The sequence below is a fragment of the Gordonia sp. (in: high G+C Gram-positive bacteria) genome (assembly GCF_047600385.1).
Taxonomy (GTDB): domain Bacteria; phylum Actinomycetota; class Actinomycetes; order Mycobacteriales; family Mycobacteriaceae; genus Gordonia.
In genome coordinates this window covers 2,440,196-2,464,681 of the sequence record NZ_JASGKZ010000001.1, presented here as the reverse complement: position 1 = coordinate 2,464,681, position 24,486 = coordinate 2,440,196, and the positions used below count along the sequence as shown (strand labels likewise).

At 69.3% G+C, this 24,486-nt stretch carries 20 protein-coding genes and 1 riboswitch; of the genes, 11 read left to right on the top strand and 9 right to left on the bottom strand.

All coding sequences use genetic code 11. The features are described from left to right. Positions 1 to 2,076: a DUF222 domain-containing protein gene (locus QM809_RS11055; RefSeq protein ID WP_415045839.1), complete on the top strand. Its 2,076-nt coding sequence runs from the start codon at positions 1 to 3 to the stop codon at positions 2,074 to 2,076. A gap of 200 nt (positions 2,077 to 2,276) precedes the next feature. Here QM809_RS11055 and QM809_RS11050 read toward each other — a convergent pair whose 3' ends face one another. Further along, positions 2,277 to 2,951: a hypothetical protein gene (locus tag QM809_RS11050; protein WP_415045838.1), complete on the bottom strand. Its 675-nt coding sequence runs from the start codon at positions 2,949 to 2,951 to the stop codon at positions 2,277 to 2,279. 110 nt (positions 2,952 to 3,061) lie between these two features. Here QM809_RS11050 and QM809_RS11045 point away from each other — a divergent pair, with 110 nt between their 5' ends. The 3 genes from QM809_RS11045 (at position 3,062) to QM809_RS11035 (ending at position 8,546) form a co-directional block, all read left to right on the top strand. Continuing rightward, positions 3,062 to 3,874 carry a maleylpyruvate isomerase family mycothiol-dependent enzyme gene (locus tag QM809_RS11045; protein WP_415045836.1) on the top strand — a complete coding sequence of 271 codons (813 nt, stop codon included), beginning with the start codon at positions 3,062 to 3,064 and terminating at the stop codon, positions 3,872 to 3,874. 191 nt (positions 3,875 to 4,065) lie between these two features. Then, positions 4,066 to 4,947, top strand: a complete 882-nt coding sequence (locus QM809_RS11040; protein ID WP_415045835.1) for an SGNH/GDSL hydrolase family protein — start codon at positions 4,066 to 4,068, stop codon at positions 4,945 to 4,947. 476 nt (positions 4,948 to 5,423) lie between these two features. Continuing rightward, positions 5,424 to 8,546, top strand: coding sequence for an acyltransferase family protein (locus QM809_RS11035; protein ID WP_415045834.1), 3,123 nt, complete (start codon positions 5,424 to 5,426; stop codon positions 8,544 to 8,546). Positions 8,547 to 8,556: 10 nt separating this feature from the next. Here QM809_RS11035 and QM809_RS11030 read toward each other — a convergent pair whose 3' ends face one another. The 6 genes from QM809_RS11030 to QM809_RS11005 form a co-directional block, all read right to left on the bottom strand. Continuing rightward, the gene (locus QM809_RS11030; RefSeq protein ID WP_415045832.1) at positions 8,557 to 9,315 is read right to left on the bottom strand and encodes an ABC transporter ATP-binding protein; all 759 of its coding nucleotides are present in this window, start codon (positions 9,313 to 9,315) and stop codon (positions 8,557 to 8,559) included. Beyond that, on the bottom strand, positions 9,312 to 10,367 hold the full coding sequence (locus tag QM809_RS11025) for a FecCD family ABC transporter permease (protein ID WP_415045830.1): 1,056 nt from the start codon (positions 10,365 to 10,367) through the stop codon (positions 9,312 to 9,314). Before QM809_RS11025 ends, QM809_RS11030 begins: the two co-directional genes overlap by 4 nt. A gap of 3 nt (positions 10,368 to 10,370) precedes the next feature. Beyond that, entirely contained in the window at positions 10,371 to 11,447 is a 1,077-nt protein-coding gene (locus QM809_RS11020; protein WP_415045829.1) for an ABC transporter substrate-binding protein, read from the bottom strand. A 55-nt stretch (positions 11,448 to 11,502) separates the two neighbouring features. After that, positions 11,503 to 11,693: riboswitch (cobalamin riboswitch) on the bottom strand. Positions 11,694 to 11,738: 45 nt separating this feature from the next. Next, positions 11,739 to 12,200 carry a redoxin domain-containing protein gene (locus tag QM809_RS11015; RefSeq protein WP_415045828.1) on the bottom strand — a complete coding sequence of 154 codons (462 nt, stop codon included), beginning with the start codon at positions 12,198 to 12,200 and terminating at the stop codon, positions 11,739 to 11,741. Continuing rightward, positions 12,200 to 12,613, bottom strand: a complete 414-nt coding sequence (locus tag QM809_RS11010; protein ID WP_415045826.1) for a DUF3052 domain-containing protein — start codon at positions 12,611 to 12,613, stop codon at positions 12,200 to 12,202. The genes QM809_RS11015 and QM809_RS11010 overlap by 1 nt, the downstream gene beginning before the upstream one ends. A gap of 136 nt (positions 12,614 to 12,749) precedes the next feature. Beyond that, positions 12,750 to 13,247 carry a hypothetical protein gene (locus QM809_RS11005; RefSeq protein ID WP_415045824.1) on the bottom strand — a complete coding sequence of 166 codons (498 nt, stop codon included), beginning with the start codon at positions 13,245 to 13,247 and terminating at the stop codon, positions 12,750 to 12,752. Positions 13,248 to 13,514: 267 nt separating this feature from the next. On the opposite strand from QM809_RS11005, the gene aceE reads away from it, so the two are divergent. From aceE to QM809_RS10970, 7 genes are all read left to right on the top strand, one after another. Then, positions 13,515 to 16,292, top strand: a complete 2,778-nt coding sequence (gene aceE / locus QM809_RS11000; protein ID WP_415045823.1) for a pyruvate dehydrogenase (acetyl-transferring), homodimeric type — start codon at positions 13,515 to 13,517, stop codon at positions 16,290 to 16,292. A 39-nt stretch (positions 16,293 to 16,331) separates the two neighbouring features. Further along, positions 16,332 to 17,603: an RCC1 domain-containing protein gene (locus tag QM809_RS10995; protein ID WP_415045822.1), complete on the top strand. Its 1,272-nt coding sequence runs from the start codon at positions 16,332 to 16,334 to the stop codon at positions 17,601 to 17,603. An 89-nt stretch (positions 17,604 to 17,692) separates the two neighbouring features. After that, a complete protein-coding gene (locus tag QM809_RS10990) occupies positions 17,693 to 18,958 on the top strand; it encodes a PucR family transcriptional regulator (protein WP_415045820.1) in 1,266 nt (421 codons plus the stop codon). Between the two features lie 206 nt (positions 18,959 to 19,164). Continuing rightward, positions 19,165 to 20,082, top strand: a complete 918-nt coding sequence (locus QM809_RS10985) for an ACP S-malonyltransferase (RefSeq protein ID WP_415045819.1) — start codon at positions 19,165 to 19,167, stop codon at positions 20,080 to 20,082. 131 nt (positions 20,083 to 20,213) lie between these two features. Continuing rightward, positions 20,214 to 20,516: a meromycolate extension acyl carrier protein AcpM gene (gene acpM, locus QM809_RS10980; protein ID WP_415045818.1), complete on the top strand. Its 303-nt coding sequence runs from the start codon at positions 20,214 to 20,216 to the stop codon at positions 20,514 to 20,516. Next, positions 20,516 to 21,784, top strand: coding sequence for a KasA/KasB family beta-ketoacyl-ACP synthase (locus QM809_RS10975; RefSeq protein ID WP_415045817.1), 1,269 nt, complete (start codon positions 20,516 to 20,518; stop codon positions 21,782 to 21,784). Before acpM ends, QM809_RS10975 begins: the two co-directional genes overlap by 1 nt. Before the next feature lie 315 nt (positions 21,785 to 22,099). Then, entirely contained in the window at positions 22,100 to 22,618 is a 519-nt protein-coding gene (locus QM809_RS10970; RefSeq protein ID WP_415045816.1) for a DUF3145 domain-containing protein, read from the top strand. A 79-nt stretch (positions 22,619 to 22,697) separates the two neighbouring features. Here the strand turns inward: QM809_RS10970 and QM809_RS10965 are convergent, their stop codons facing one another. Beyond that, the gene (locus QM809_RS10965) at positions 22,698 to 23,516 is read right to left on the bottom strand and encodes a serine hydrolase domain-containing protein (RefSeq protein ID WP_415045815.1); all 819 of its coding nucleotides are present in this window, start codon (positions 23,514 to 23,516) and stop codon (positions 22,698 to 22,700) included. Positions 23,517 to 23,544: 28 nt separating this feature from the next. Further along, positions 23,545 to 24,462, bottom strand: a complete 918-nt coding sequence (locus tag QM809_RS10960; RefSeq protein ID WP_415045813.1) for a hypothetical protein — start codon at positions 24,460 to 24,462, stop codon at positions 23,545 to 23,547. Positions 24,463 to 24,486 lie beyond the last annotated feature (24 nt).

The window sequence follows — 24,486 nt, the reverse complement described above, 5'->3', positions numbered from 1 at the left end:
ATGATCCATCGTGACGACGGCGCTTCACCCTGGACTCAGCTCGATCTCACCGGTGTCGGCATGACACCGCCCGATCCCAGGACGAACGAGGAGACCCAGGGCCGAGACTGGCTGCTGTTCGCCGCCGCCGCGCATCGCGGGGAAGCCTTCCTACGCTGGTCGCAACTGACCGCGGTCGCCGAGTTCCTGGAGATCACCCTCGGCCGGCTCGCCGACCTCATCGACGGTGGTGAGGATCAGCGGGATCTGTTCGATCCGTGGACGGTCACCATCGAAGAAGTCGCGATCGTCTTCGCCCTCCCCGCCTTCCAGGCGAAAGCCTTGGCGGGTGAGGCAGTCGCCGCTACCGACCGACTCCCTTCCACCGCCGCCCTGCTGCGGGACGGGGTCATCGACCCGGCGGTGTTCACCACCGTGGTCGACCGCACCGACATCGTCGACGACCGCGAAACACTGCACACCATCGACCACAGCCTCGCCCGATCATTGTCCGAGGCCGGGCACATCTCAGTCACAGCCGCGAGCAGGATCGCCGACCGGATCGTCGAGACTCATGACACCGACGCCGTCAAGCGCCGCTACGAGAAGAAGAACCGCAAGAAGAACGTCACCCACCGTGACTACCCCGACGGCCTCGGTGGGCTGCACGTCACCGCCGATGCCGAGGAGACACGACTGGCCCAAGAAGCGGTGAACGTCCTCGCGGCGGCGTGCTGCCCGAATGATCCCCGCACGATCGGGCAACGGCGTTCGGCCGCCGCGATCGCGCGCCTCCGCCGGCTCCCCTTCACCTGCGCCTGCGCCGCGAAAGAGGCGTGCACTGCTGAACTCGATGAGCAGCAGATCTCCCAACGCCAGGCCGCGATCGTGATTCACGCGGTCTGCCAGAAATCGACGCTGGCCGGCGAGAACGCTCTACCGGCTCACCTGGACGGACACGGCCCGATCCGCGCCGCACACGTGCGGGAGCTGGCGCAGCGTCCCGACGCCATCGTCCGGGACCTGGACCTCGACGACCTCCACACCAGCCTCGACCACACCATCCCAGACTGCGACACCACAGGCCGCACCACCCGCGAGCGCGACACCTCAGCAGGCCGAGATGCCGCGACCGGCAGCCACACCACCAGAGACCACAGCACTGAATACGACAACACCGGGGACGGCAGCACCACCGAGCACACCGACACCGCCGAGGAACATGCCGCCCCCGGCCGGGACAACGCCGTGGGCGACGATCCCCGCCCAACCGTCGGCACCATCCCGGCCGAGGGCCACGGTGCCGACGCCGAAGAAGCCGCCGAAGGAGAACCCGAAGAGGTCGCTACCAGTCCAAGTTCAGCCTCCGGGACCAGCGCGTCGGCCACCGACACCGGCCTCTCGACTCCCCGGCGACACCGCCTATTTCCGGAGCATCCCGCGGCCCCGGAACATCTCACGACTCTGGAACATCTCGCGACTCCGGGACGTCTCATGCGGATCGACAACACCAGCCGGGCCGCCGACCCCTACCGCCCGACCGCAACCCTCGATGCCCTGGTCCGAGCGCTCTTCGGGACCTGCACTCTCCCCGGGTGTGAGCACCCGGCCTGGTCGTGCCACCTCGATCACATCGCCGAGTTCGACCACCGCTGTCCGGCCTCGGGAGGGCCCACCTGCTTGTGCAATCTCGCACCGAAGTGCCTCAAACACCACCTGTTGAAGACCCATCTCGGGGCGACGAATCCGGCGAAAGGATGGGTCGACGACCTGTGGATCGACCCCGACGACGGCACCCCGCGGACCTCGATCACGGTCCACGGCATCACCGTCGACACCCGCGCACCCAACCGGTGGCTCCTCCCACAACTGAAACATCTACGCTGCGGCCACCACCGCATGCCCGAACCCGAGAACAGACGAGAAAGCGGACGGGAGCCGAACCACCCGTCGTCACCGGACGATCCACGACCACCCGCAGGCGGAGGAATCCAGGCCGTCACCGCGTACAAGCACGCCTGGCGGCGGGCCGCGCGGGCTCGCCTCCGCCGCGCACGCGCACACGCAGACCGAGACCTCGGACCACCACCCTTCTGAAGAAGTGATGCCCGATGATCGATCGCCGGTGATCTCCCTCGACACCGCCTCTCTGCCGGTGCCGTGCGCCAAGGGAACAAGCCTTCCGAGCCGTGAGCCGCACACGAGCGCAACGAGCCCGCGTGTCGAGGCGACTCCGCACGACACGCGGTCTCCTCGAATCGTCGTCCTGCCCCGCCTGCACTCCGGGTCGGTCGAGATCAGTCCTCCAGCGCCACCGGTCGGCCGTATCCCGCCACGTATTCGCGCTGCCGCGCCGTCAGCGGCTCGTCGTGCCAGTGCGCCCGGGCGACGAGGTTGTCGTTCCACCAGCGCCAGAAGAACTCGGTGACGTCGTCCGCGCACCGCACCCGGACGACGGGCAGGTCTCCGTAGACCTCGCGGTCCTCGTCGTCGAGTTCGAAACCGGCCGGATAGTCGCCGGCGACCACCGCCGAGGTGCCGTCGTCGCCGAGGAACACCGACCAGTGCAGACACCACTGCTGGTCGGAGATCAGATGCAGCAGCCGACCGCCGGGCACCTCCTCGAGCCGATCCCCCAGGTCGAAGTAGCACGACGTCCCGCTGCCGAGTCGGCTGCGCAGCACGGGTTCGGCGGCGAACGACACCAGATCCGCGGGCAGCCCGTCCGGCACCAGCGCGGTGAGCGCCTCGATGCTCAGTTCGGTCGTCGGCTCGACGTCGCCGACCACCATCGTCGACTCCTCGAACACCGGACCGTCACGCAGCCAGCGCCAATCACGGGCGAGTGCGGGCACCTCGGGGCGCCGATCACCGGGATACATCACGTAGGTCGCGTACTCGTCCGACATCGCCGGAGCACCCGGGATCGCGAACGACATCCATCCGACCGGGAGGTCGTCGATCAGAGTCATACCGCGACGATAGCGGCGTCTCCCCAGCGGGAGCGCCCCTGTGAAGAACTCCCCGTGTCATCGCTCCGTCGGGGTTAGCGTTGAATCACCAGCCCGCACAGGAGGTCACCATGGTCACCCGCGTTCCCAAAGATCCCGTCGTCGACGCCCTCCGCGAGGAGTGGTCGACGCTCGACGCCCTGGTCTCCGGGCTCGACGACGCCCAGTGGTCGGCCGCCTCGACCCTGCCGGGGTGGACGGTCGGCGACATCGTCGCGCACATCGTCGGCACCGAACGCTCCCTGCGCGGCGAGCAGGTCGAGGCGATCCGCGACGTCGCCGCGCTCGACCACGTCAAGAACCCCATCGGCGAGTTGAACGAGCGCTGGCTCGACCACTACCGCGCCCGCTCGCGTGACGAGCTGATGACCGATTTCCGCACGGTGACGCAGGACCGACTCACCGCGCTCGAAGGCATGACCGAACGCGAATGGGATGCCGAGGGGTTCACCCCGGCGGGCCCCGACAGCTACGGGCGATTCATGCGGATCCGGATCTTCGACTGCTGGGTCCACGAGATCGACATCCGCGACTCCCTCGGTCTCGGGGCGCCCGACGACCCGATGCCCGCCACGTCGGCGCGCAAGGAGATGGTGGCCTCGCTGCCGTTCGTCGTCGGCAAGCGGGCCGGTGCGGCCCCGGGGAGCGCGGTGACCGTCGAGTTCACCGGTCTGGCACCCCGCACCGTCCACCTCGCCGTGGAGGATCGGGCCGCCGTGGTCCCCGCGCTGTCCGGACCCGCCGACACCACCCTGACGGTGGATCTGATCGACTACGTCCGCCTCATCGGCGGCCGACCGGCCGCGGACCCGGAGCGAGTCCGGATCAGCGGCGACCGGGAACTCGGCGAGAAGATCGTCACGAGCCTGCACTACATGATCTGACCGGTCTGACCGGGCCGCCACGACGACGCAGGCCGGATCGAACCCGATCCGGCCGTCGTGTGCTGCCCGCCGCCCGATGGTCCACCACGGACCATGCGACCGCAGACGTTCCCCGCCAAACCCGGCTGTGACCGATCCGATGCCCGCCTCACCTTGAACCGATGGGGCAGGTGAGGTGCAATATAACTATTGTGACTACTGAGACGAAACCAGCCGTTCCCGTCCGTTCGCGTCGCGCCCCGAAGCGCCGACTCGCGGCCGCTCTGGTCGCGCTCACCGTCGCCGGATCCGCTGCGTCGTACACCGCCTCGTCCGCCCAGGCCGACCCCGCCACCGAACTGATCACCGTCGCGGGCCAGGTGATCCGGGAACTCGACCTCCCGCCCGAGATCGCCGCCCTGGTCGGGCAGCTCCCCAACATCTTCACGCTGCTCATCCCCGGCTACCAGCCGCCCGAGGCGCCGTCGTCGCCGGACACCGGAGAACGCCGGACCTCGTGCACCTCGGTCGTCCACATCGGCGACTCCACCTCGGTGGGGATCGACGATGCGAGCCGGTTCAACGACCCCGCCGACCGGCTCAGCGCCCAGTACGAGCGCATCGGCGTCCAGACCGTCACGCTCAACGCCGACGGCGCGCGCTCGATCGTCGAGAAGCACGAGGGTCGCCCGAACGCCGTCGAGGCCATCGAGTCGGAGAAGGCCGCGGGCAAGGACGGCTGCTGGGTGATCGCCATGGGCGTCAACGACGCCGCCAACATCGGCGTCGGCAGCACCGTGAACGCCGACCAGCGCATCGACCGGGTGATGGCCGAACTCCCCGGCCGCAAGGTGCTCTGGCCGACCGTCGCCACGCACGACGCCACCGTCACCGGCTACTCCGAGGCGAACATGAAGACGTTCAACGACGCCCTGCGCCGCGCCGCCGCCCGCTATCCGAACCTGCACGTCTACGACTTCGCCGCGGAGGTGCAGCCCGGCTGGTTCACCGACGGGATCCACTACAACACCATCGGGCTCGCCCAGCGCAATCGCCTGTTCGCCACCGGTCTGGCCACCGCGTTCCCGCGCTGAAGCATGTGATGCCCGGTGGCCGGCAGTCGTCCGACGGACGTGATCGGCGGGGCCGGGTCCGGATCCCTTCGTCAGCGGCATCGCCCCGTGTCGGCCGTTGCGAAATAGCGGCCCACGAGGGAGCCATTCCCTTGTGGGCCGCTATTTCGCAACGGCCGACCATCGATCTCTCCGGTGGGAGCTCCGCCCCTCGACGAGTGATCTCCGGCCACCGGTGATCACTCGTCTGGAGCACCGCCCCGGCGTCTCCGAAGTCCGTGAGGGACTCGTGAGACAGGCTCTCCGCACCCGTTCCGCGCGGTGACACGCTTCACGACCGGATCGTCCGATCTGATGACAGGGGGATCGGTTACTCCGCCGTACGATTGATCGTTGCGGCACTGCGCGCCTGGACGGGGCACCCGGGAACGGGACGCCTCCCCGGGCCTCGTGCCGCACCAGCCCGATCGTCGTGACCCGAGGAGGACTCAGGCGGTATGCCACGCCCCACGCATCAGGAAACGTCGTACCTGCCCGCCCTCGACGGACTCCGCGCACTCGCGGTGATCTTCGTCGTGCTGTACCACCTCGACGTGCCCGGTTTCAGCGGCGGTCTCCTCGGCGTCGGCATGTTCTTCACGCTCTCCGGCTTCCTGATCACCTCGCTGCTGATCTTCACCCGGGAGAAGACCGGCGGGCTGGGGCTCAAGACGTTCTGGGTGCGGCGCTTCCGGCGCCTCATGCCCGCCGTGGTGCTGGTGCTGACGGCGACCCTCATCACGGGCGCGATCGCCGTGCCGAAGCAGTTCATGCACTACCTGTGGGAGGCGTTGAGCGCGCTCCTCTATGCGAACAACTGGTACACGATCCTCTCCAACAGCTCGTACTTCGACCGCTTCGAGGGTCCGAGCCCGCTGAGCCACATGTGGTCGCTGTCCATCGAGGAGCAGTTCTACCTGGTCTGGCCGCTGCTGCTGGCCCTGATGTACCTGGTGATCAAGCACCGCGTCGGGATGACGCTCATCACCGTCGGCCTCGCACTCGGCTCGTTCTGGCTCCTCTACGACCTCTCCGCCGCCGCGTTCGACAACACCCGCGCCTACGAGGGCACCGACACCCGCGCCGGCGGCCTGCTCCTGGGTGCCGCGATGGCGTTCTGGTGGCCGGCCCGCAAGAAGCAGCTGAGCCAGCACAAGCGGACCCTGACCGACGTGATCGGCCTGACCGGTCTCGGTGTGATCGTGCTGATGGTGGTGAAGACCGCCGACAACGCCGCGAGCCTCTACTCATGGGGCCTACCGGCCCTCACGCTGGCGACCATGGCGGTCCTGGCCGCCGCGGTGGTCCCCGACACCCTGCTCTCCGGGCTGCTGAGCCTGCAGCCGCTGCGCTGGATCGGCGAGCGGTCGTACGGGATCTACCTCTGGCACATGCCCGTGATCGCGTTCGTGCCGCTGGCGGTCCGCACCGAGTCGCCGTGGCTCGGCGGCGTCCTCACGACGACGATCACCCTGGTGCTCGCCAACCTCTCGTGGAAGCACGTGGAGGACCCGATCCGCCGCCGCGGTTTCGTCGCGGCGATCACCGGACGCACCCGCGGCGAGGACGAGCACGCCTCGCCCGCCACCGCTCCACCCGCCACCGCCCCGGTCGCCGAGAGCATCGGATCCCCGACCACCGCATCCCGGAACCCCGGACCCCGAAGCCCCGAGCTTCAGAACCCCGAAATCCAGAATCCCGAGCTCCGGAACCCCGGATCCCCGATCGCCATGACGGCGACCACCCAGACCGGCACCGGCGCGGCGACCGCCGCGACGGACTCCGGAACCCCGGCCTCACGCCCCCACGACGACGAATCCCCTGACGACGAATCCCCCGACGAGAAGCCCTCGGGCCGAGATCGCCCGATCGTGGAGTATCCGGTCGACCTGACCGGCGTGCTCGGACGGTCGTCCTCCGACGACGCCGAGACGAATGCCGACGACGAGTCTCCCGCCGTCGCAGGTGACGACGCCGTCTCCACCGTCACCGAGGATGCCCCCGCAGCGGACCAGGCGCCCGCGACCCCCGCATCGGACGACTCCACCGCATCGAATCCCCCTGCACCGAACTCCCCTGCTCCGGATTCCTCTGCAGCGGATTCTCCTGCGGCGACCGACTCCCCCACGCCGGCTGAGCCGGTCGAGCCGCTAGGCGAGACCGAGTCGAAGCCCGCCCCCGACACCGAAGACGGCGACACCGAAGACCGCGACGACAAAGACACCGACGACGAAGACGGCGACGCCGAGGACGCCGACACCGCATCGGCCACGACGGAGACCCGATCCCCGGCGCTGCTGGTCCACGCTCCGACCCCCGAGCCCCCAGCCGCCGAGCCCCCGACAGCCGACGTCCAAGACGAAGACGCACCGGCACCGAGCGACGACACCGCCGTGTTCCCGGCCGTCACCCCGGTTCCCGCGCCCCACCGCGCGGGCGACACCCCCACCGACGTCATCCCCGCCCTCCCCTCTGCCGCCCCGACCCGGCCGTTCGCACACCACAGCGACACCACCCACGCGACCACCGCACCGATGGAGGCCGTCCCGAAGGCTCGAGCACGGAAGACCGCGGAACAGAAGGCCGCAGAACGGAAGAGCTCGGGACCGGAGACGGCCGAGCTTCCGACGACCGCGAGCCCCGGCACCCGAGGCGCCGCCCGCCCGTCCGCCGCCACGGCCGCCCGCCGACGCTCCGCCGAGGCCTCCGAGGCCGAGCGCCGGCCGTCGACCGGGCTCGTCCGCGCCGCACTCGGCGTCGTGGCCCTGGCGGTGGTGCTCATGGTCGGGACCACCTTCCTCCGCCCCGAGATGTCGGTGGTCCAGGCCCTCTCCTTCGGGCACGAGGAGGGGGAGATCGAGGATCCCATGGCCGCCGGGCACACCGGGCCGGTCGGCCCCACCCTGCCCGCACAGGAGCGTCGCACCAGCTGCGACACCGTGATCCACGTGGGCGATTCGACGTCGCTCGGCATGAACAACCCCGGGATGCAGCCGAATCCGGCCGTCCGGATCGCCGCCCAGTACCGGCGGGTGGGTGCCCGGACCGTCCACACCGACATCGTCGGCGGCCGCTCGTCCATCGAGCGTATCGACGACGAGCCGAACGTGGTGGAGTCGATCCGGGCCGACCGCGCGCGCGGCTGGGAGGGCTGCTGGATGGTCAACATGGGCATCAACGACACCGCGAACATCGAGGTCGGCGGTGTCGGCCCGATCGACATGCGGATCGATCTGATCCTGGACGAGCTGAAGGATCAGCCGGTGGTGTGGCCGACGATCATCACCAACCGCCTCAACCAGAACCCCGCGTACAACAACCGGGCCATGCAGCGTTTCAACCGCGCACTGATCCGCGCGTGCAAGCGCTACCCGAATCTGCGCGTCTACGACCTCGCCGGGGAGACCCACCAGTCCTGGTTCGACGACGGCGTCCACTTCACCTCGGCGGGCAACGTCCAGCGGGCACGACTGTTGTCGACGGCGATGGCCACCTTCCATCCGGCGAACGACCTGAAGCCGAGGGGCTGCGTGCTGCGCTCGGTCGAGGCCGTCGAACCGCCCGCCGACCAGCAGCGGTAGCCCTCCGGGGTCAGTGCGCCAGATAGCGGATGTAGCTGCCCTCGTCGTCGTGCACCACGCGGGCCCGGACCCCGTAGACCTCGCTGATCAGCGCTTCGGTGAGCACCTCGGCGGGCGGTCCGGCCGCCACCGCGCGCCCGCGGTTCAGCACCACCACCCGATCGCAGTACGCGGCGGCCAGGTTGAGGTCGTGCAGGGCCACCACCACCGTGGTGTTCGACTCCCGCACCAGCCGCAGGATCTCCAGCTGGTGCGCGATGTCGAGGTGGTTCGTCGGCTCGTCGAGCAGCAGGATCGACGGTTCCTGCGCCAGCGCCCGCGCCAACTGCACGCGCTGGCGCTCCCCGCCGGACAGCGTCGCGTACTGCCGGTCCAGATGGTCGACGACGCCGGTGGCCTCGGCCGCCCAGCGCACCGTCTCCGCGTCCCGCGCCGACGCCGGCGACCACGGCCTCCGGTGCGGGATGCGTCCCAGGTCCACCACGTCGGCCACCGTGAAGTCCTGGTCGGTGACGACGGACTGCTCGACGAAGGCCATCCGCCGGGCCACGGTGCGGCGCGCCAGGGAACGCACCTCATCCTCGCCCATCCGCACGTCGCCGTCGTCCGCCGGTCGCAGCCCGGCGATCACCCGCAGCAGCGACGACTTCCCCGACCCGTTGGGGCCGAGCAGCCCGACCACCTGGCCGGGTTCGGCCGTCAGGGACACGCCGTCGACGATCAGCGTCGAGCCCACCGACCAGCTGATCCGGTCCGCTTCCAGTCTCATGTCGCCGACGCCCCCTCCGCGTGACGACGATGCCTGCGCAACAGGATCACCAGGAAGAACGGCACACCGATCATCGCGGTCATCACGCCCACCGGCAGTTCCTCCTTGCCGAACAGCGTGCGCGAGGCGGTGTCGGCCCACACCAGGAAGATCGCGCCGAGCATCGCCGACACGGGCAGCAGCACGAGGTGTTTGACGCCCACCAGCGCGCGGGCCGCGTGCGGCAGCGTGAGCCCCACGAATCCGATCGCCCCCGACGAGCTCACCAGGACGGCCGTGATCATCGCGGTGATGCCGAGCAGCAGGATCCGCATCCGGGCCACGTCGACGCCGAGCGAGGCCGCCGCGTCCTCTCCGAAGGCGAACGCATCCAGGTACGACGCCAGTGCGAGGCACACCAGGCCGCCGAGGATCACGGTCGCCGCGGCGAGCATCACGTCCGGCCAGCTCGACGACGCCAGCGACCCCATCAGCCAGAACATCGCACCCCGGGTCTGGTGCACGTTGGCGAAGGCGAAGATCACGAACGACGTCAGCGCCGCCGCGAGCTGGGTCACGGCCACACCGGTCAGGATCACCACCGTCGTCGCCCCGCCGGCGAACCGCGCGACCGTCATCACCAGCACGAACGCGGCCACACCACCGACGAAGGCGGCGCCGCTGACGCCGAACGAGCCGACGCCGAGACCGAGCACCAGCACGCAGACCGCGCCGAGTCCGGCGCCCGAACTGATGCCGAGCATGTACGGATCGGCGAGCGGGTTCCGCAGCAGCGACTGCAGCACCGCACCGCAGATCGCCAGTCCGGCGCCCACGAACGCGGCGAGCAGCGCCCGCGGCACCCGGCCGTCCCAGATGATCGCCTCGCGGAGAGGCCGCAGACCGGACTCGCCGCCGGTCAGCTCGGCCCAGACCACCCGGGCCACCTCCCACGGCGTCACGTCCGACGGCCCCAGGCTCATCGCCACGGCCAACGACACCGTCAGTGCCGCCAGTCCGATCGTCCAGGCGAGGACGCCCCACCAGCCCCTGTCGCGGACTCGTGTCGGCACGGGCTACTTCTTGCCGTAGCCGAACGAGGCGATCTTCTCCGCGATCGCCTGCAGTTCGGTGATCATCTCGATCGACGGGGTCAACGCGGTGGCCCGCACCAGCACGTACCGCTTGTTCTCGACCGCCTTCATGTGCTTGGTGACCGGGTGCGATTCGAGGAACTTGATCTTGTCGGCCCCCGAGTCGCCGGACTTCATGCCGTCGCGGTCGAGGTCGGGGATCACCAGCACGTCCGGGTTCTTCGCGGCGACGGCCTCCCAGCTCACGTGCGGCCAGTCCTTCCTGGTGTCGTCGAAGGTGTTCTTCAGATTCAGCGTCTCGGCGATGAAACCCGACGCGCCGCAGCATCCGGCCAGGTAGGGCGCTTCCTCATCGGCGTACCAGAACGCCGCGGTGGTTCCGGAGAAGTCGAACTTCCGCGCCTCCTCGACCTGCTTCTTCAGGTCCGCCACCAGCTTGGGACCGCGTGACGGCTGTCCGGCGATCTTCGCCAGATCCTCGATCTCCTCATAGAAGACGTTCACATCGATCAGACCGGTGCGCTCGGACTCGTCGGAGTCGCCGGTGTCGGCCTTGCCGACGCACTCGGTCGGCGAGATGTAGGTCTGGATGCCGAGCTCGTCGAACTGCGCGCGGTCACCCAGGCTGCCCTCATTGTAGGGGCTCCACGAGGCGGCGATCAGGTCGGGTTCCAGGGCCAGCACGGCCTCCTTGGACACCCCGCCGCGTTCGAGGGACTCGATGCCCTCGTTCTTCTCGGCGAGCGACGGGTGAACCTTCTCGTTCCAGCTTCCGGTGGCGACGATCTGTTTCTGCAGGTCCAGCGAGAGCAGGGTCTCGGTCATCTCCTGGTTGTTGGAGAAGATCCGGGTCGCCGGCTGGTCGAAGGTCAGCGTGTGACCGCAGTTCTCGATCGTCAGCGGGAAACCCGAGGCGTCGACCGACACCTCGGCGGAGTCGTCGTCACCGGCGCTGGAACAGCCGGTGACCAGCAGGAGCGCGGCGACGCCCACGGCGACGGGACGGAGGATGCACGCCAGGCGGCGCGACGGGGGACGGCTCGACGGAAGACGGCGCATCGAAGGAACCCTTCGGGTCGGGACCCGAATCGCGCGAGTCCGTGTACGACCTCTCGGCGGTGGCCGGAGGGCCAGCAGGTCTTCGGACTTCGGGGTCGTCGGCGTCACCGGGATCGTCTTCCCGGATCCTGCACGGATCCAGTGACGTCGGTATCCCGCGCCTCGCCCATACCGCTGCGCGTCAGTCCCGGAATCGCACCGGGTTCCCTGCCTCGATCGAGGTCGACTGGCATGGGCACTGTAACCCATGCCACGACCGGTGCCGCGAACCGGACTTATCTCCCGCGGCCGTCACAGAGTCGCGAGCGCCGCTTCCCAGGTCTCCTCGGTGCGCGCCTCGCCCGGTCCGACCATGTCCGAGAACGCCACGATGCCGTCCCGATCGACGACGAAGGTGCCCCGATTGGCGATGCCGCGCGCCTCGTCGAACACCCCGTAGGACTGGGCGACGGCGCCGTGCGGCCAGAAGTCGGCGAGGATCGGGAACAGGAATCCCTGCGCCGACGACCACACCTTGTGGGTCGGCGACGGACCGACCGAGATCGCGACGGTGCTCAGGTGCTCCCCCTCGAAGCGGGGCAGCCGATCGCGGATGTATCCGAGCTCGCCCTCGCAGGTGCCGGTGAACGCCAGCGGGAAGAAGACCACCAGGACGGGCCCCTTCTCCCGCAGCGCCGCCAGGGACACCTGCTGGTTGTTCTGGTCCCGGAGGGCGAACTCCGGGGCCGCCGCGCCGACGTCGAGCGGCGGCATCAGCGCTTGCCGCGCGGACGCGACTCGAGGCGGCTGCCCGACCAGTCGCCCAGGTTCACGACCTTGGTCTGGCTCAGCCCGGCCGTCGGAGCGGCCTCGGCGATCTCGCTCGGATCGACGTATCCGGACTTGCCGGTCTTGGGTGACACCACCCAGATGAATCCGCCCTCGGCCAACGGCCCGATGGCGTCGACCAGCGCGTCGACCAGGTCGCCGTCCCCGTCTCGCCACCACAGCAGGACCGCGTCCATCACCTCGACCGCGTCGTCGTCGAGCATCTCCGCGTCGATCACGTCCTCGATCGCGACGCGGAGTTCGTCGTCGGTGTCGTCGTCCCAGCCCAGTTCCTGGATCACCATTCCGTGCGTGAATCCGAGCTTGCCGACATTGCCCTCGTCCGTGGTGGATACCACCGGGTGAGACCTCCTTGTATCTGATCGACGGGCCCGCTGACCGGAACTCCCTCGAAATATGCGTATTAGACCTTCGACGCTAAGCCTAAAGGGTCGAACACTCAACCGGAGCGGCCTTCCGCGTTCAGCGGCGTGTTCAGGTGGTTCCGGTCGGCATGAATTCGCCGCATGCGTCGATCAATTCGGTCCGTTCGTCTGACCATTCGTCCGCCGTTTTGTTCAGCGCCAGTTTGCGGCGCTTGGCGATCTGCTCGGACAGCTGCTCGGTGGCGGTGAGGAAGCTCTGCACCTTCTGCTCGACGTCCTCGGGCAGGGCCGGGGTCAGCGCCTTGCGGATCTCCTCGGCGCCGGTGTTCAGCGTGTCGCGCGCGTAACGCGCCTCGGTGTTCAACGCGGCGTAGCTGTGCGCCCTGTTCAAGGCGGAGACGAAGACGTTGTAGTCGCGCACCATCACCCCGGCCGAGGTGATCGCCTGGCGACAGACCTTGACCGCGGCGTCGATGCCCTCGCGCGATTCGGTGGTCACCGTGGTGACCCCGATCGACGGGACTCCCGGCGCGGGCCGCTCGCCGCCGCACGAGGCCAACAGCAACGACGTCGTGGCGAACAGACCGACGGTGATCATACGCCGCATGGCCCTCCCCTCCTCGCCGGTGCATCCGTCCTGTCTACATCCTGCCGCACGCTACTCGCGAGTCACTCCGCCCGGTCGGGAAAGACGCCCCCGATCGCCTCTTCACAACCCCTGCCATTCGCGGAAACATAGTGCACGATGGAGGAACGGCGTCCCTTCACCGCGATGCCCCGGGCACCGTACGCACCACCCGCAACGGCCGGTGCCACACCTCGCAGCTCGACCATCCGCCGAGCGCGCACGAACGACACACAGACAGGTGGAAACGTGACAGAACAGGCCGATGTCAACGCAGGCGCCCGGACCGGGGCCAATCGCGTCCAGGTGATCCGGGACGGCGTCGCGTCGTATCTCGCCGATGCCGATCCGAGCGAGACCGACGAGTGGCTCGAATCCTTCGACGCGATGCTGGAGGCCGCGGGCCCCGAACGCGCCCGGTACCTGATGCTGCGCATGCTCGAGCGCGCCGACGACAAACGCGTCCAGCTGCCGTCGCTCACCTCCACCGACTTCGTCAACACCATTCCGACCGACCTCGAACCCGAGTTCCCCGGCGACGAGGACATGGAACGACGTTTCCGCGCGATGATCCGGTGGAACGCCGCGATCATGGTGCATCGCGCGCAGCGGCCCGGGATCGGCGTCGGCGGCCACATCTCCACCTACGCCTCCTCGGCCTCGCTCTACGAGGTCGGCTTCAACCACTTCTTCCGCGGCCTCGACCACCCCGGCGGCGGCGACCAGATCTTCATCCAGGGCCACGCCTCCCCCGGCATCTACGCGCGCGCCTTCCTCGAGGGCCGCATCGACGAGCACCGGATGGACGGCTTCCGGCAGGAGCACAGCCACGCCGGACTGGGCGGCGGCCTGCCGTCGTACCCGCATCCCCGCCTGATGCCAGAGTTCTGGCAGTTCCCCACGGTGTCGATGGGCCTCGGCCCGATGAACGCCGTCTACCAGGCGCGCATCAACCGGTATCTGCACAACAACGGCATCACCGACACCTCCGACCAGCACGTCTGGGCCTTCCTGGGCGACGGCGAGATGGACGAGCCCGAATCGCGCGGTCTGGCGCAGGTGGCCGCCAACGACCACCTGGACAACCTCACCTTCGTGGTGAACTGCAATCTGCAGCGTCTGGACGGCCCGGTGCGCGGCAACGGCAAGATCATCCAGGAGCTCGAGTCGTTCTTCCGCGGCGCGGGCTGGAACGTGATCAAGGTGATCTGGGGTCGCGAGTGGGACGCCCTGCTGCACGCCGACCAGGACGGCGCACTGGTCAACCTGATGAACAAGACGTCCGACGGCGACTACCAGACCTACCGCGCCAACGACGGCGGCTTCATCCGCGAGCACTTCTTCGGCCGCGACCCGCGCTGCAAGGAACTGGTCGAGGACTACTCCGACGCCGACATCTGGCGCCTCAAGCGCGGCGGTCACGACTACCGCAAGATCTACGCCGCCTACAAGGCCGCGCTGGCGCACAAGGGCCAGCCGACCGTCATCCTGGCGCACACCATCAAGGGCTACACGCTCGGCGAGCACTTCGAGGGTCGCAACGCGACCCACCAGATGAAGAAGATGACGCTCGACGATCTCAAGGCGTTCCGCGACACCAACCGGATCCCGATCACCGACGAACAGCTCGAGGCCGATCCGTATCTGCCGCCGTACTACCACCCCGGCGCCGACTCCCCGGAGATCCGGTACCTCCTGGAACGACGCCGCGCGCTCGGCGGTTTCCTGCCGAACCGGCATCTGACGCCCAAGCCGATGGAGGCCGACACCAGCGGCGCCCTCAAGGCCGTGGCCGGCGGCTCCGGCAAACAGCAGGTGGCCACGACGATGGCGCTGGTCCGCATCTTCAAGGAGCTGATGCGGTCCAAGGTGATCGGCAAGCGGATCGTGCCGATCATCCCCGACGAGGCCCGCACCTTCGGCATGGACTCGTGGTTCCCGACGCTCAAGATCTACAACCCGAACGGCCAGCACTACCGCTCGGTGGACGCCGAGCTGATGCTCGCCTACAAGGAGGCCGAGGGCGGGCGCATCCTGCACGAGGGCATCAACGAGGCCGGTTCCACCGCGGCCTTCACCGCCGTGGGGACGTCGTACGCCACGCACGGCGAGCCGATGATCCCGCTCTACATCTTCTACTCGATGTTCGGTTTCCAGCGGACCGGCGACGGCCTGTGGGCGGCCGCCGACCAGATGGCGCACGGCTTCGTGATCGGCGCGACGGCCGGGCGCACCACCCTGACCGGCGAGGGGCTGCAGCACGCCGACGGCCACTCGCCGCTGCTGGCGGCGACCAACCCGGGCGTGGTGTCCTACGACCCGGCCTTCGCCTACGAGCTCGCCCACATCGTCGTCGACGGCCTGCGGCGCATGTACGGGGCCGATCCGGAGAAGATCTACTACTACATCACCGTCTACAACGAGCCGATCCATCAGCCCGCGCAGCCCGCCGACCTCGATCTGGAGGGCCTGCTCAAGGGCATCTACCTGTATCGGCCCGCGACGGTGAAGAAGCCGAAGCTCTCGGCGGGCATCCTGGCCTCGGGGGTCACCATGGGCGATGCGCTCGAAGCCCAGCGGCTGCTCGCCGACGACTGGGGCGTGGCGGCCGACGTCTACTCGGTCACCTCGTGGACCGAGCTGGCCCGCGAGGGCATCGCGTGCGACCGGGAGGAGCTCCGCGGCGGCGCCGCCCGCACCCCGTACGTCACCGAGGTGCTCGGTCGACGGTCCGGCCCGTTCGTCGCGGCCTCGGACTACCAGCGCGGTGTGCAGGAGCAGATCCGCGCCTACGTCCCGGGCACGTACCTGACGCTCGGCGCCGACGGCTTCGGTTTCTCCGACACCCGGCCCGCCGCCCGGCGGGTCTTCAACATCGACGCGGCGTCGATCGCCGTCGGGGTGCTCACCGCCCTGGCCCGTGACGGCGAGATCGCCCGTGACGTGGCGCAGGAGGCCGCGGACCGGTACCGGATCACCGAGGTGAGCGCGGCGCCGACGTCCTACTCCGATCCCGGTTCGGCGTAGGAGTTCGCTCCGGGCGGTTCCGGGGCCTAGATTCGGCGTATGACGTCGGGACCGGGTTCACCGCTGCCGGAGGGCTGGAGCACCGTCCCCGAACGGCCGTCGCCCGCGCCCCCGCCGCGGCGACCGGAACCGCCGCGGGGGCCGCGCGGGAGCACCGTGTCGATCGTGATCGGCGTCGTCGTCCTGCTGATCGTCGGCGGGCTGACGACCTTCTTCGTCGTCCGCGGTCCGGCTCGGGGGCCGGCGCCGACGCCGCACGACCAGGCGCGCGGGCCGGTCTCCTACCTCGACGTCGGCGACCTGACGACCTGCGCCGTCGCCGACGGCGTCGGTTACTGCTGGGGGAACAACGATCACGGTCAGGTCGGTGATCGGACCGACGTCGAACGCACCTCGCCGGCGCGCATCGACGGTCTGTCCGAGGTCCGGGCCGTCGAGTCCGGGGGCCGGGCCTCGTGCGCGATCAGCGCGGGAGCCGTGTACTGCTGGGGCGAGAACGACTACGGCCAGCTCGGCGACGGCACCGTGAACGATGCCGCCGCCCCCGTCCGGGTTCCCGGCCTGGCCGGGGTCACGGTGGTGACCACCAACGACGACAGCAGTTGCGCCGTCGCCGACGGCGACCTCTACTGCTGGGGCGACAACGACCACGGCCAGCTCGGGGACGGCACCACCGTCCGCCGAGCGGCGCCGACGCGCGTCCCCGGCCTGCACGACGTCACCGCGGTGACCATCAACTCGGGGACCGCCTGCGCGGTCGCCGGGGGTGCCGCGTACTGCTGGGGTCGCAACCATCTGGGTCAGGTCGGCGACGGCACCACCGAGCGGAGACCGGCGCCGACCCGGGTGACCGGCCTCGGCCACGGGGTCACCTCCGTCTCCAACAGCACGCACACCTCGTGCGCCGTGGCGCGCGGCGCCGCGTACTGCTGGGGCAGCAATCGACGCACCGCGATCGGTCCGTTCGGCGACGGCACCGCCGACCACCGCACCACACCCGCCCGGATCCCTCTCGAACGCGTCACCTCTGTCAGCACCGGGATCTCGACGACCTGCGCGGTGGCCGCCGGTCGCGTGTACTGCTGGGGCCGCAACGACGTCGGCCAGCTCGGCGACGGCACCACCGTCGACGGCGCCCTCCCCACCGAGGTCGACGGCATCGATCGGGCCGACGTCGTCTCGACGGCCGGTCGGACCACCTGCGCGGTGGCCCGCGGCCACCTGTACTGCTGGGGCGACAACGCGAACGGCCAGGTCGGTGCGGGCGCCGCCGGCGTGGTCCGCCGCACCCCGGTCCGGGTCGAGTTCTAACCGATCCGAGCCCCCGCCGATCGCCGAACCGAGACGTCTCCGGCCGCGCTTGCCGAGTCCGGCGGCGACCGGCGCCTAGCCTGAAGGGCGTGCCAGACACCACCGAACCGATCCGACCGGAGAACGTCGTCGGGGCGCTGGGCGCCCACGTCCCGACCTCCTCGTCGGTGCACGACGCCCTGCCCGAGACCCTGCTGCGCCGCGTGAAGCAGTACAGCGGCCGCCTGGCCACCGAGGCGGTGCATTCGATGTCGGACCAGTTGCCGTACTTCGGCACCCTCGACGCGGCCCAGCGCGCCAGCGTGCAGCTCGTGGTGCAGACGGCGGTGGTGAACTTCGTCGAGTGGATCCAGGACCCCGAGGGGAACGTCAAGTTCACCGTGCAGGCGTTCCAGGTGGTGCCGCAGGACCTGGCCCGGCGCATCACGCTGCTGCAGACGGTCGAGATGGTCCGGGTGGCCATGGAGTTCTTCGAGAAGTGGCTGCCGCTGCTGGCCCGCGACGACGCGCAGCTGCGCGCCCTCACCGAGGCCGTCCTGCGGTACGGCCGCGAGATCGGTTTCGCGGCCGCGGCGATCTATGCGGCCGCCGCCGAGTCCCGCGGCGCCTGGGACTCCCGGCTCGAGGCCCTCGTCGTCGACGGTGTGGTGCGCGGGGACACCGGACCCCAGCTCCTCTCCCGCGCAGCCGCTCTCAACTGGGATTCGGATGCGCCGGCCACGGTGATCATCGGGTCCCCGCCGCCGGAGCAGAACATCTCGGTGCCGCTCGCGATCCACAACACGGCCAAGCAGTACGACCGCGCGGCCCTCTCGGCGGTGCAGGGACGACGACTCGTCGCCATCGTCAGCGGCACGATCGATCCGGCCGAACGCTTCCTCACCGATCTGCTCGACCACTTCGCCGACGGGCCCGTGGTGATCGGTCCGTCCACCCCGAATCTGACGAGCGCCCACGCCAGCGCCACCGAGGCGATCGCCGGCATCGATGCCGTCCCCGGGTGGCCGGGCGCCCCGCGGCCCACGCACGCATCGGATCTGCTCCCCGAGCGCGCGCTCAACGGCGACCGGACCGCCGTGCGAACCCTCATCGACTCGATCGTCGTCCCGCTGGACGACGGTTCGGGGTCTCTCTCGGCCACCTTGGACGCCTTCCTGGACGCCGGATGCTCGATCGAATCGTGCGCCCGAGCGTTGTACGTTCATCCCAACACGGTCCGATACCGGTTGAAAAAGGTCTCAGATGCCACCGGACGTGACCCATCTAACCCTCGTGACGCGTATATCTTGCGCGTCGCGGCCACCGTTGGCCGTTTGACACGAAACAGCCAAGAACCATTAACATCCGCCCCATAAGTCACTTCCGTAACACCCCGTGTCCACCATTTGTGCAGGCAGAAGCGTTTTTACAACGATCCGGTAACGGAATGGAATCCCTTGACGATGCCGGTGTGCGACGGAGATCACTTCCGTCACATTTGTGGGAACCCTACAAAATCTGGCCGAAAGGTTCGGACACCTCAACACCGCGTGAGACCCCTCCGAGGGTGTTCTCTAATCACGTGCTTTCGTTGCTTGCGCCCGGACAGGGCTCTCAGACCCCCGGCATGTTGACCGACTGGTTGACCGACCCGGAGGCCGCCGCTCGCGTCGCCGCGTGGTCCGACGCGACCGGACTGGACCTCACGGCGCTCGGTACCACCGCGACGGCCGATGAGATCACCGACACCGCGGTGACTCAGCCGCTCGTCGTCGCCGCCGCACTCCTCTCCTATGCGGAGTTGCGCCGACGCCACGGCGACCTGCCCTCCGACACCGTCGTGGCCGGCCATTCGGTCGGCGAGCTGGCCGCCGCCGCCGTCGCGGGCGTCATCACCGACGACGAGGCCGTACGCCTCGCCGCGATCCGCGGTGCGGAGATGGCCAAGGCCTGCGCGCTGGTCCCCACCACCATGGCGGCCGTGCTCGGCGGCGACGAGGCCGAGGTCCTCGCCCGCCTGGCCGAGTGCGAGCTGATCCCGGCCAACCGCAACGCCACCGGCCAGATCGTCGCCGCGGGCAGCGTCGACGGCGTCGAGAAGCTCCTCGAGAACGCCCCGACCCGGGCCCGCATCCGCAAGCTCGCGGTGGCCGGAGCCTTCCACACCAACTTCATGGCACCTGCGCAGGAGGCCGTCGCCGCGGCCGCCGCCCGGATCGTCCCGAACGACCCGGAGTTCACCCTGCTGTCCAACGCGGACGGCCTGCCGGTGACCTCGGGCGCCGACGCGCTGGCCAAACTCGTCGACCAGGTCACCAGCCCGGTGCGCTGGGACCTCTGCTCGCAGTACATGCGCGAGAACCAGACCGCCGCGATCATCGAGCTCGCGCCGGGCGGCACGCTCGCCGGAATCGCCAAGCGCGAACTCAAAGGTGTTCCGTCGCGGGCCGTCAAGGTCCCGACCGATCTGGAAGACCTGCCCCTCCCAGTACTTGGATAGCGGTCGACTCCGTTCGACCCCCGGAAAGCCGCGGCGACGCGGCGAGTCCAATGCGGCCTGTGACCGAACAGGCGCACACCGCACTCCGGATGTTCATCACACGAAACCCCCAATACGAAGGGAGCGCCACGATGGCTGCTACTCAGGAACAACTCATCGCCGGTATCGCCGAGATCATCGAAGAGGTCACCGGCATCGAGCCGTCCGAGGTGACCATGGAGAAGTCCTTCGTCGACGACCTGGACATCGACTCGCTGTCGATGGTCGAGATCGCCGTCCAGGTGGAGGACAAGTACGGCGTCAAGGTGCCGGACGAGGACCTCGCCGGCCTGCGCACCGTCGGTGACACCGTCGCCTACATCCAGAAGCTGGAGGCCGAGAACCCCGAGGCCGCCGCCGCCATCGCCGCCCAGATCGAGGCTGACCAGAACTGATGACCGAACTGCGAGACTTCTCCACCAGGGGTGGAGACTTCCCCAGCGTGGTGGTGACCTCCATGGTCGCCACCACCTCCCTGGGTGTCGACCTCGACTCCACCTGGGAGAAGCTCGTGGCCGGCGAGTCCGGCATCCGCGAGCTCACCGACGACTTCGTCACCCAGTACGGCGAGCTGCCGTGCCGCATTGGCGGTCAGATGATCGAGGATCCGGCCGACGAGGTCTCCCGTATCGAGGCGCGCCGCATGTCGTACGTCGAGCGCGTGTCGCATGTGATGAGCAAGCGGCTCTGGGCGCAGGCGGGCGAGCCCGAGGTCGACCCCGAGCGCCTGGCCGTGGTGATCGGCACCGGTCAGGGCGGCGGCGACGCGATGGTCGACGCCGTCAAGGCGATCGAGAACTCCGGCAACTACCGCAAGGTGTCGCCGCTGGCCGTCTCGATGGCCATGCCGAACGGCCCCGCGGCCGTGGCCGGCCTGAACGTGGGTGCGCGCGCCGGCGTCATCACCCCGGTCTCGGCGTGCTCGTCGGGCGCGGAGGCGATCGCCCACGCGTGGCGGCACATCGTCATGGGCGACGCCGACATGGTGGTCACCGGTGGCGTCGAGGGCTACATCGACGCCATCCCGATCGCGGCGTTCTCGATGATGCGCGCCATGAGCACCCGGAACGACGATCCCGCGGCGGCTTCGCGTCCGTTCGACAAGGATCGCGACGGCTTCGTCTTCGGTGAGGCGGCCGCCATGCTGGTCATCGAGCGCGAGGACCACGCCAAGGCGCGCGGTGCGCACATCCACGCCCGGATCATGGGCGCGGGCATCACCTCCGACGGTTTCCACCTGGTGGCGCCGGACCCCTCGGGTCAGGGCAACACCCGCGCCATGAAGCGCGCGATGCAGACCGCGGGCCTGTCCCAGGCGGACGTCACGCACGTCAACGCACACGCCACCTCGACCCCGATCGGCGACACCGCCGAGGCCGCGGGCATCCGCGCCGCGGTCGGCGAGCACGCGGCGATCTACGCGCCGAAGTCCGCGCTGGGCCACTCGATCGGCGCCGTGGGCGCCCTCGAAGCGGTGCTGACGGTCAAGTCCGTGGAAGAGGGAGTGATCCCGCCGACGCTGAACCTGGAGAACCTCGATCCCGAGTGCGGCGACATCGACGTCGTGCACGGCGAGGCACGCCGGGGGCAGATCGACTACGCCCTCAGCAACTCGTTCGGTTTCGGCGGCCACAACGTCGCACTGGCCTTCGGTCGGTACTGACACCCGCTGCACGTTCGACGCCCATGGCGCCCCCGAGTCCGCTCGGGGGCGCCATGCGCATCTCCGGGCCGCCTCGCCGAAGTCGAGCAGAAACCCCTCGGCCCCTTAACCCCTCAGCCCCCTTTTGTCACATGCGCAACATGAGAAACTTCGGTATCACCCCTCGGTGCGATTCTCGTCGCGACACGCCGAGAGGCGCCGAAAAGGACTGGCGCAACACGCGCCTCTCAAGGCATACTTCTTCCCAGTAGATGTGTTATCCGGACTGACGCGGCGTTGGGGAAGACGTTCCTCGTCGATCCGGAGGTGAATGAAGTGCGCAACCTTGACCAGTTTGCGGACCTGACGAGCGGCGTGGTGTACATCCATGCCGCTCCCGTCGCGCTGCGCCCGCATGTGGAGTGGGCTCTGTCGTCGACGCTGAATGCACGTGCCGACCTGAAATGGTCCGCACAGGACGCCGAGCCCGGCCGCATGCGTGCGACCGTGGACTGGGTGGGCCCGGTGGGCACCGGGGCACGACTGACCGACGCGCTGCGCGAATGGTCGGGACTGCTCTTCGAGGTCACCGAGAACGCCAGCGAGGGCGTGGACGGCGAGCGTTTCGCCTATGTCCCCGAACTCGGCCTGTGGCACGGCTCGACCAGCGCCAACGGCGACGTGATCCTCGGCGAGATGCAGTTGCGGGCCATGATGGACGCCCAGCGCGGCGGCACCGACCTGGCCGACCGGCTGGAGACCGCTCTCGGTTCCGCGTGGGACGAGGCCCTGGAGATCTACCGCATGGGCGGCGCCGACGCGGAAGTGACCTGGCTGCGCCAGCGCGCCGTCTGATCGGCGTCGTGACGCCGGTCGGTGCGAGGTCGGCGTCGGCCGGTTCCCGCATCCGGCCGGTGTCACGCACCCGGCGTCGTCAGCCGTCGAGTTCGGCCAGGACCGCCTGGTTGAAGTCGCTCCACAGCGGTTTGGCCCACGGGCCGAAGGGACGATCGGTGAGCACCACCGCGGCCGCTCCGCGGACCGGGTCCACCCAGCAGAACGTGCCGGCCTGCCCGAAGTGCCCGAAGGTCTGCGGCGAGTGCCCGGGTGCGGTCCAGTGCCGCTGCTTGGCGCCCTTGATCTCCGGACCCAGCCCCCAGTCGTTCGGCCGGAACCGACCGTAGCCGGGCACGAAGCCGTCGAGCCCGGGGAATCGCACGCTCCGCTGCGCCGCCGCCGTCTGCGGCGAGATCAGCCGCGGCGACAGCAGTTCCACGGCGAAGCGCGCCAGGTCGTCGACGTTCGACGACGCGGCGTGCCCGGCGGGACCGAGCAGCGCCGTCCGCGTCATGCCCAGCGGCTCGGCGACGGCTTCGGCCAGATATTCCGGAAAGGCGATCCCGGTGGCGTCCGCGACGGTCTCGGCGAGCACCTCGTAACCGGCCGACGAGTAGATCCGCTGCGTCCCCGGTGCGGCCTCCACCCGCTGTGCGTCGTCGAACGAGAGCCCGGAGGCGTGCGCCAGCAGATGTTCCACCGTGGCCCCGGGCGGCCCCGCGGGGGTGTCGAGTTCGACGGCCCCCTCCTCCACCGCCACCAGGACCGCGTGCGCCACCAGGAGTTTGGTCACCGACGCCAGCGGGAACACCCGAGAGGTGTCTCCGAACGCGGCGTTCACCGACCTCTCGGGTGCCGTCACCGCGGCGGCGACGTCGTCGACCGGCCAGTCCGCGAGTTGCTGCAGTGCTTCCACGCACCGCACCCTACTCGCGTCGGGCGCGTCAGCGAGTCGACGTCGCGGGGCTCGGCGTCGTGGTCACGGGGCTCGGCGTCGTCGTGACCGAGGCGGCCGGAGCCTCGTCGTCGAGCTCGCCGAGCTCGTCCTCGTCGATCCGGGTCGACGGGTTGGCCGCCAGACCTCGGTCCACGCGCGCGATGTCGTCCTCGCCGAAGCCGCAGACCCGCGCCTCGGACTTCCACTGCTTGGTCAGACGGCTCTTGCCCGCCTCCTGGGCGGCGGCGGTGGTGCCGTTGTAGATGGTGCCGTCGGTCGACTCCTGGTTCACCGCGGGCACCTTGTCGCAGACGTGGTACACCTTGCCGGACTTGGTCCAGACCACCTCGGCGTTCGGATCGTTGTGCAGCAGCGTGATGATGTTGTCGTCCTCGGTGTACTTCTCCACCGACGGGTTCTCGGTGTCCACGCCGGCCCAGAGCGCACCGGCCAGGACCACCGCGACGATGCCGCCGAGGATGCCCTTCTGTTTCCCGCTCAGATTGCCGTCGGCGAGGACGAAGATCAGCAGCGGTAGGAACGCGACGACCGCGACGATCGCGCCGAGCTGATTCTGGACGAAGAAGCGGACCCCGTCCTTCTCCGAGGCCGGGTCCAGACGGTTCGACCGCTTCCAGAGGAACGAGCCGGTGATCGACAGGATGCCGATCACCACGACCAGACCGATCACGATCCAGAGCTTCCCGGTGTCGAACTCCTTGTCGCCGGCCAGCGCCCAGACGATGGTGAAGATCTCCAGGCCGATCGCGATCACCCAGAGCACACCGGCGATGATGCGCAGTTTGAGCGCCTGCGCTTTGGCTTCGGGGGTGGCCTCCCAGGTCTGCGGGGCCGCCGTGCCGTCGTCGTTCTTCTTCCGTGCGGGCGCCTTCGCCTCGACTCGGACCTTCTTCTTCTCTGCCATCGTTCCTCCAGGTCGACTCGGCGC

What these genes read in the sequence shown, in the direction of transcription:
- QM809_RS11045 (WP_415045836.1), top strand. Translation starts at nt 3,062, where the DNA reads ATGGTCACCCGCGTTCCCAAAGATCCCGTCGTCGACGCCCTCCGCGAG.
- QM809_RS10975 (WP_415045817.1), top strand. Translation starts at nt 20,516, where the DNA reads ATGACCGAACTGCGAGACTTCTCCACCAGGGGTGGAGACTTCCCCAGC.
- acpM (WP_415045818.1), top strand. Translation starts at nt 20,214, where the DNA reads ATGGCTGCTACTCAGGAACAACTCATCGCCGGTATCGCCGAGATCATC.
- QM809_RS11015 (WP_415045828.1), bottom strand. Translation starts at nt 12,200, where the DNA reads ATGCCGCCGCTCGACGTCGGCGCGGCGGCCCCGGAGTTCGCCCTCCGG.
- QM809_RS11030 (WP_415045832.1), bottom strand. Translation starts at nt 9,315, where the DNA reads ATGAGACTGGAAGCGGACCGGATCAGCTGGTCGGTGGGCTCGACGCTG.
- QM809_RS10960 (WP_415045813.1), bottom strand. Translation starts at nt 24,462, where the DNA reads ATGGCAGAGAAGAAGAAGGTCCGAGTCGAGGCGAAGGCGCCCGCACGG.
- QM809_RS10995 (WP_415045822.1), top strand. Translation starts at nt 16,332, where the DNA reads ATGACGTCGGGACCGGGTTCACCGCTGCCGGAGGGCTGGAGCACCGTC.
- QM809_RS11020 (WP_415045829.1), bottom strand. Translation starts at nt 11,447, where the DNA reads ATGCGCCGTCTTCCGTCGAGCCGTCCCCCGTCGCGCCGCCTGGCGTGC.
- QM809_RS11055 (WP_415045839.1), top strand. Translation starts at nt 1, where the DNA reads ATGATCCATCGTGACGACGGCGCTTCACCCTGGACTCAGCTCGATCTC.
- QM809_RS11050 (WP_415045838.1), bottom strand. Translation starts at nt 2,951, where the DNA reads ATGACTCTGATCGACGACCTCCCGGTCGGATGGATGTCGTTCGCGATC.
- QM809_RS11005 (WP_415045824.1), bottom strand. Translation starts at nt 13,247, where the DNA reads ATGCGGCGTATGATCACCGTCGGTCTGTTCGCCACGACGTCGTTGCTG.
- QM809_RS11035 (WP_415045834.1), top strand. Translation starts at nt 5,424, where the DNA reads ATGCCACGCCCCACGCATCAGGAAACGTCGTACCTGCCCGCCCTCGAC.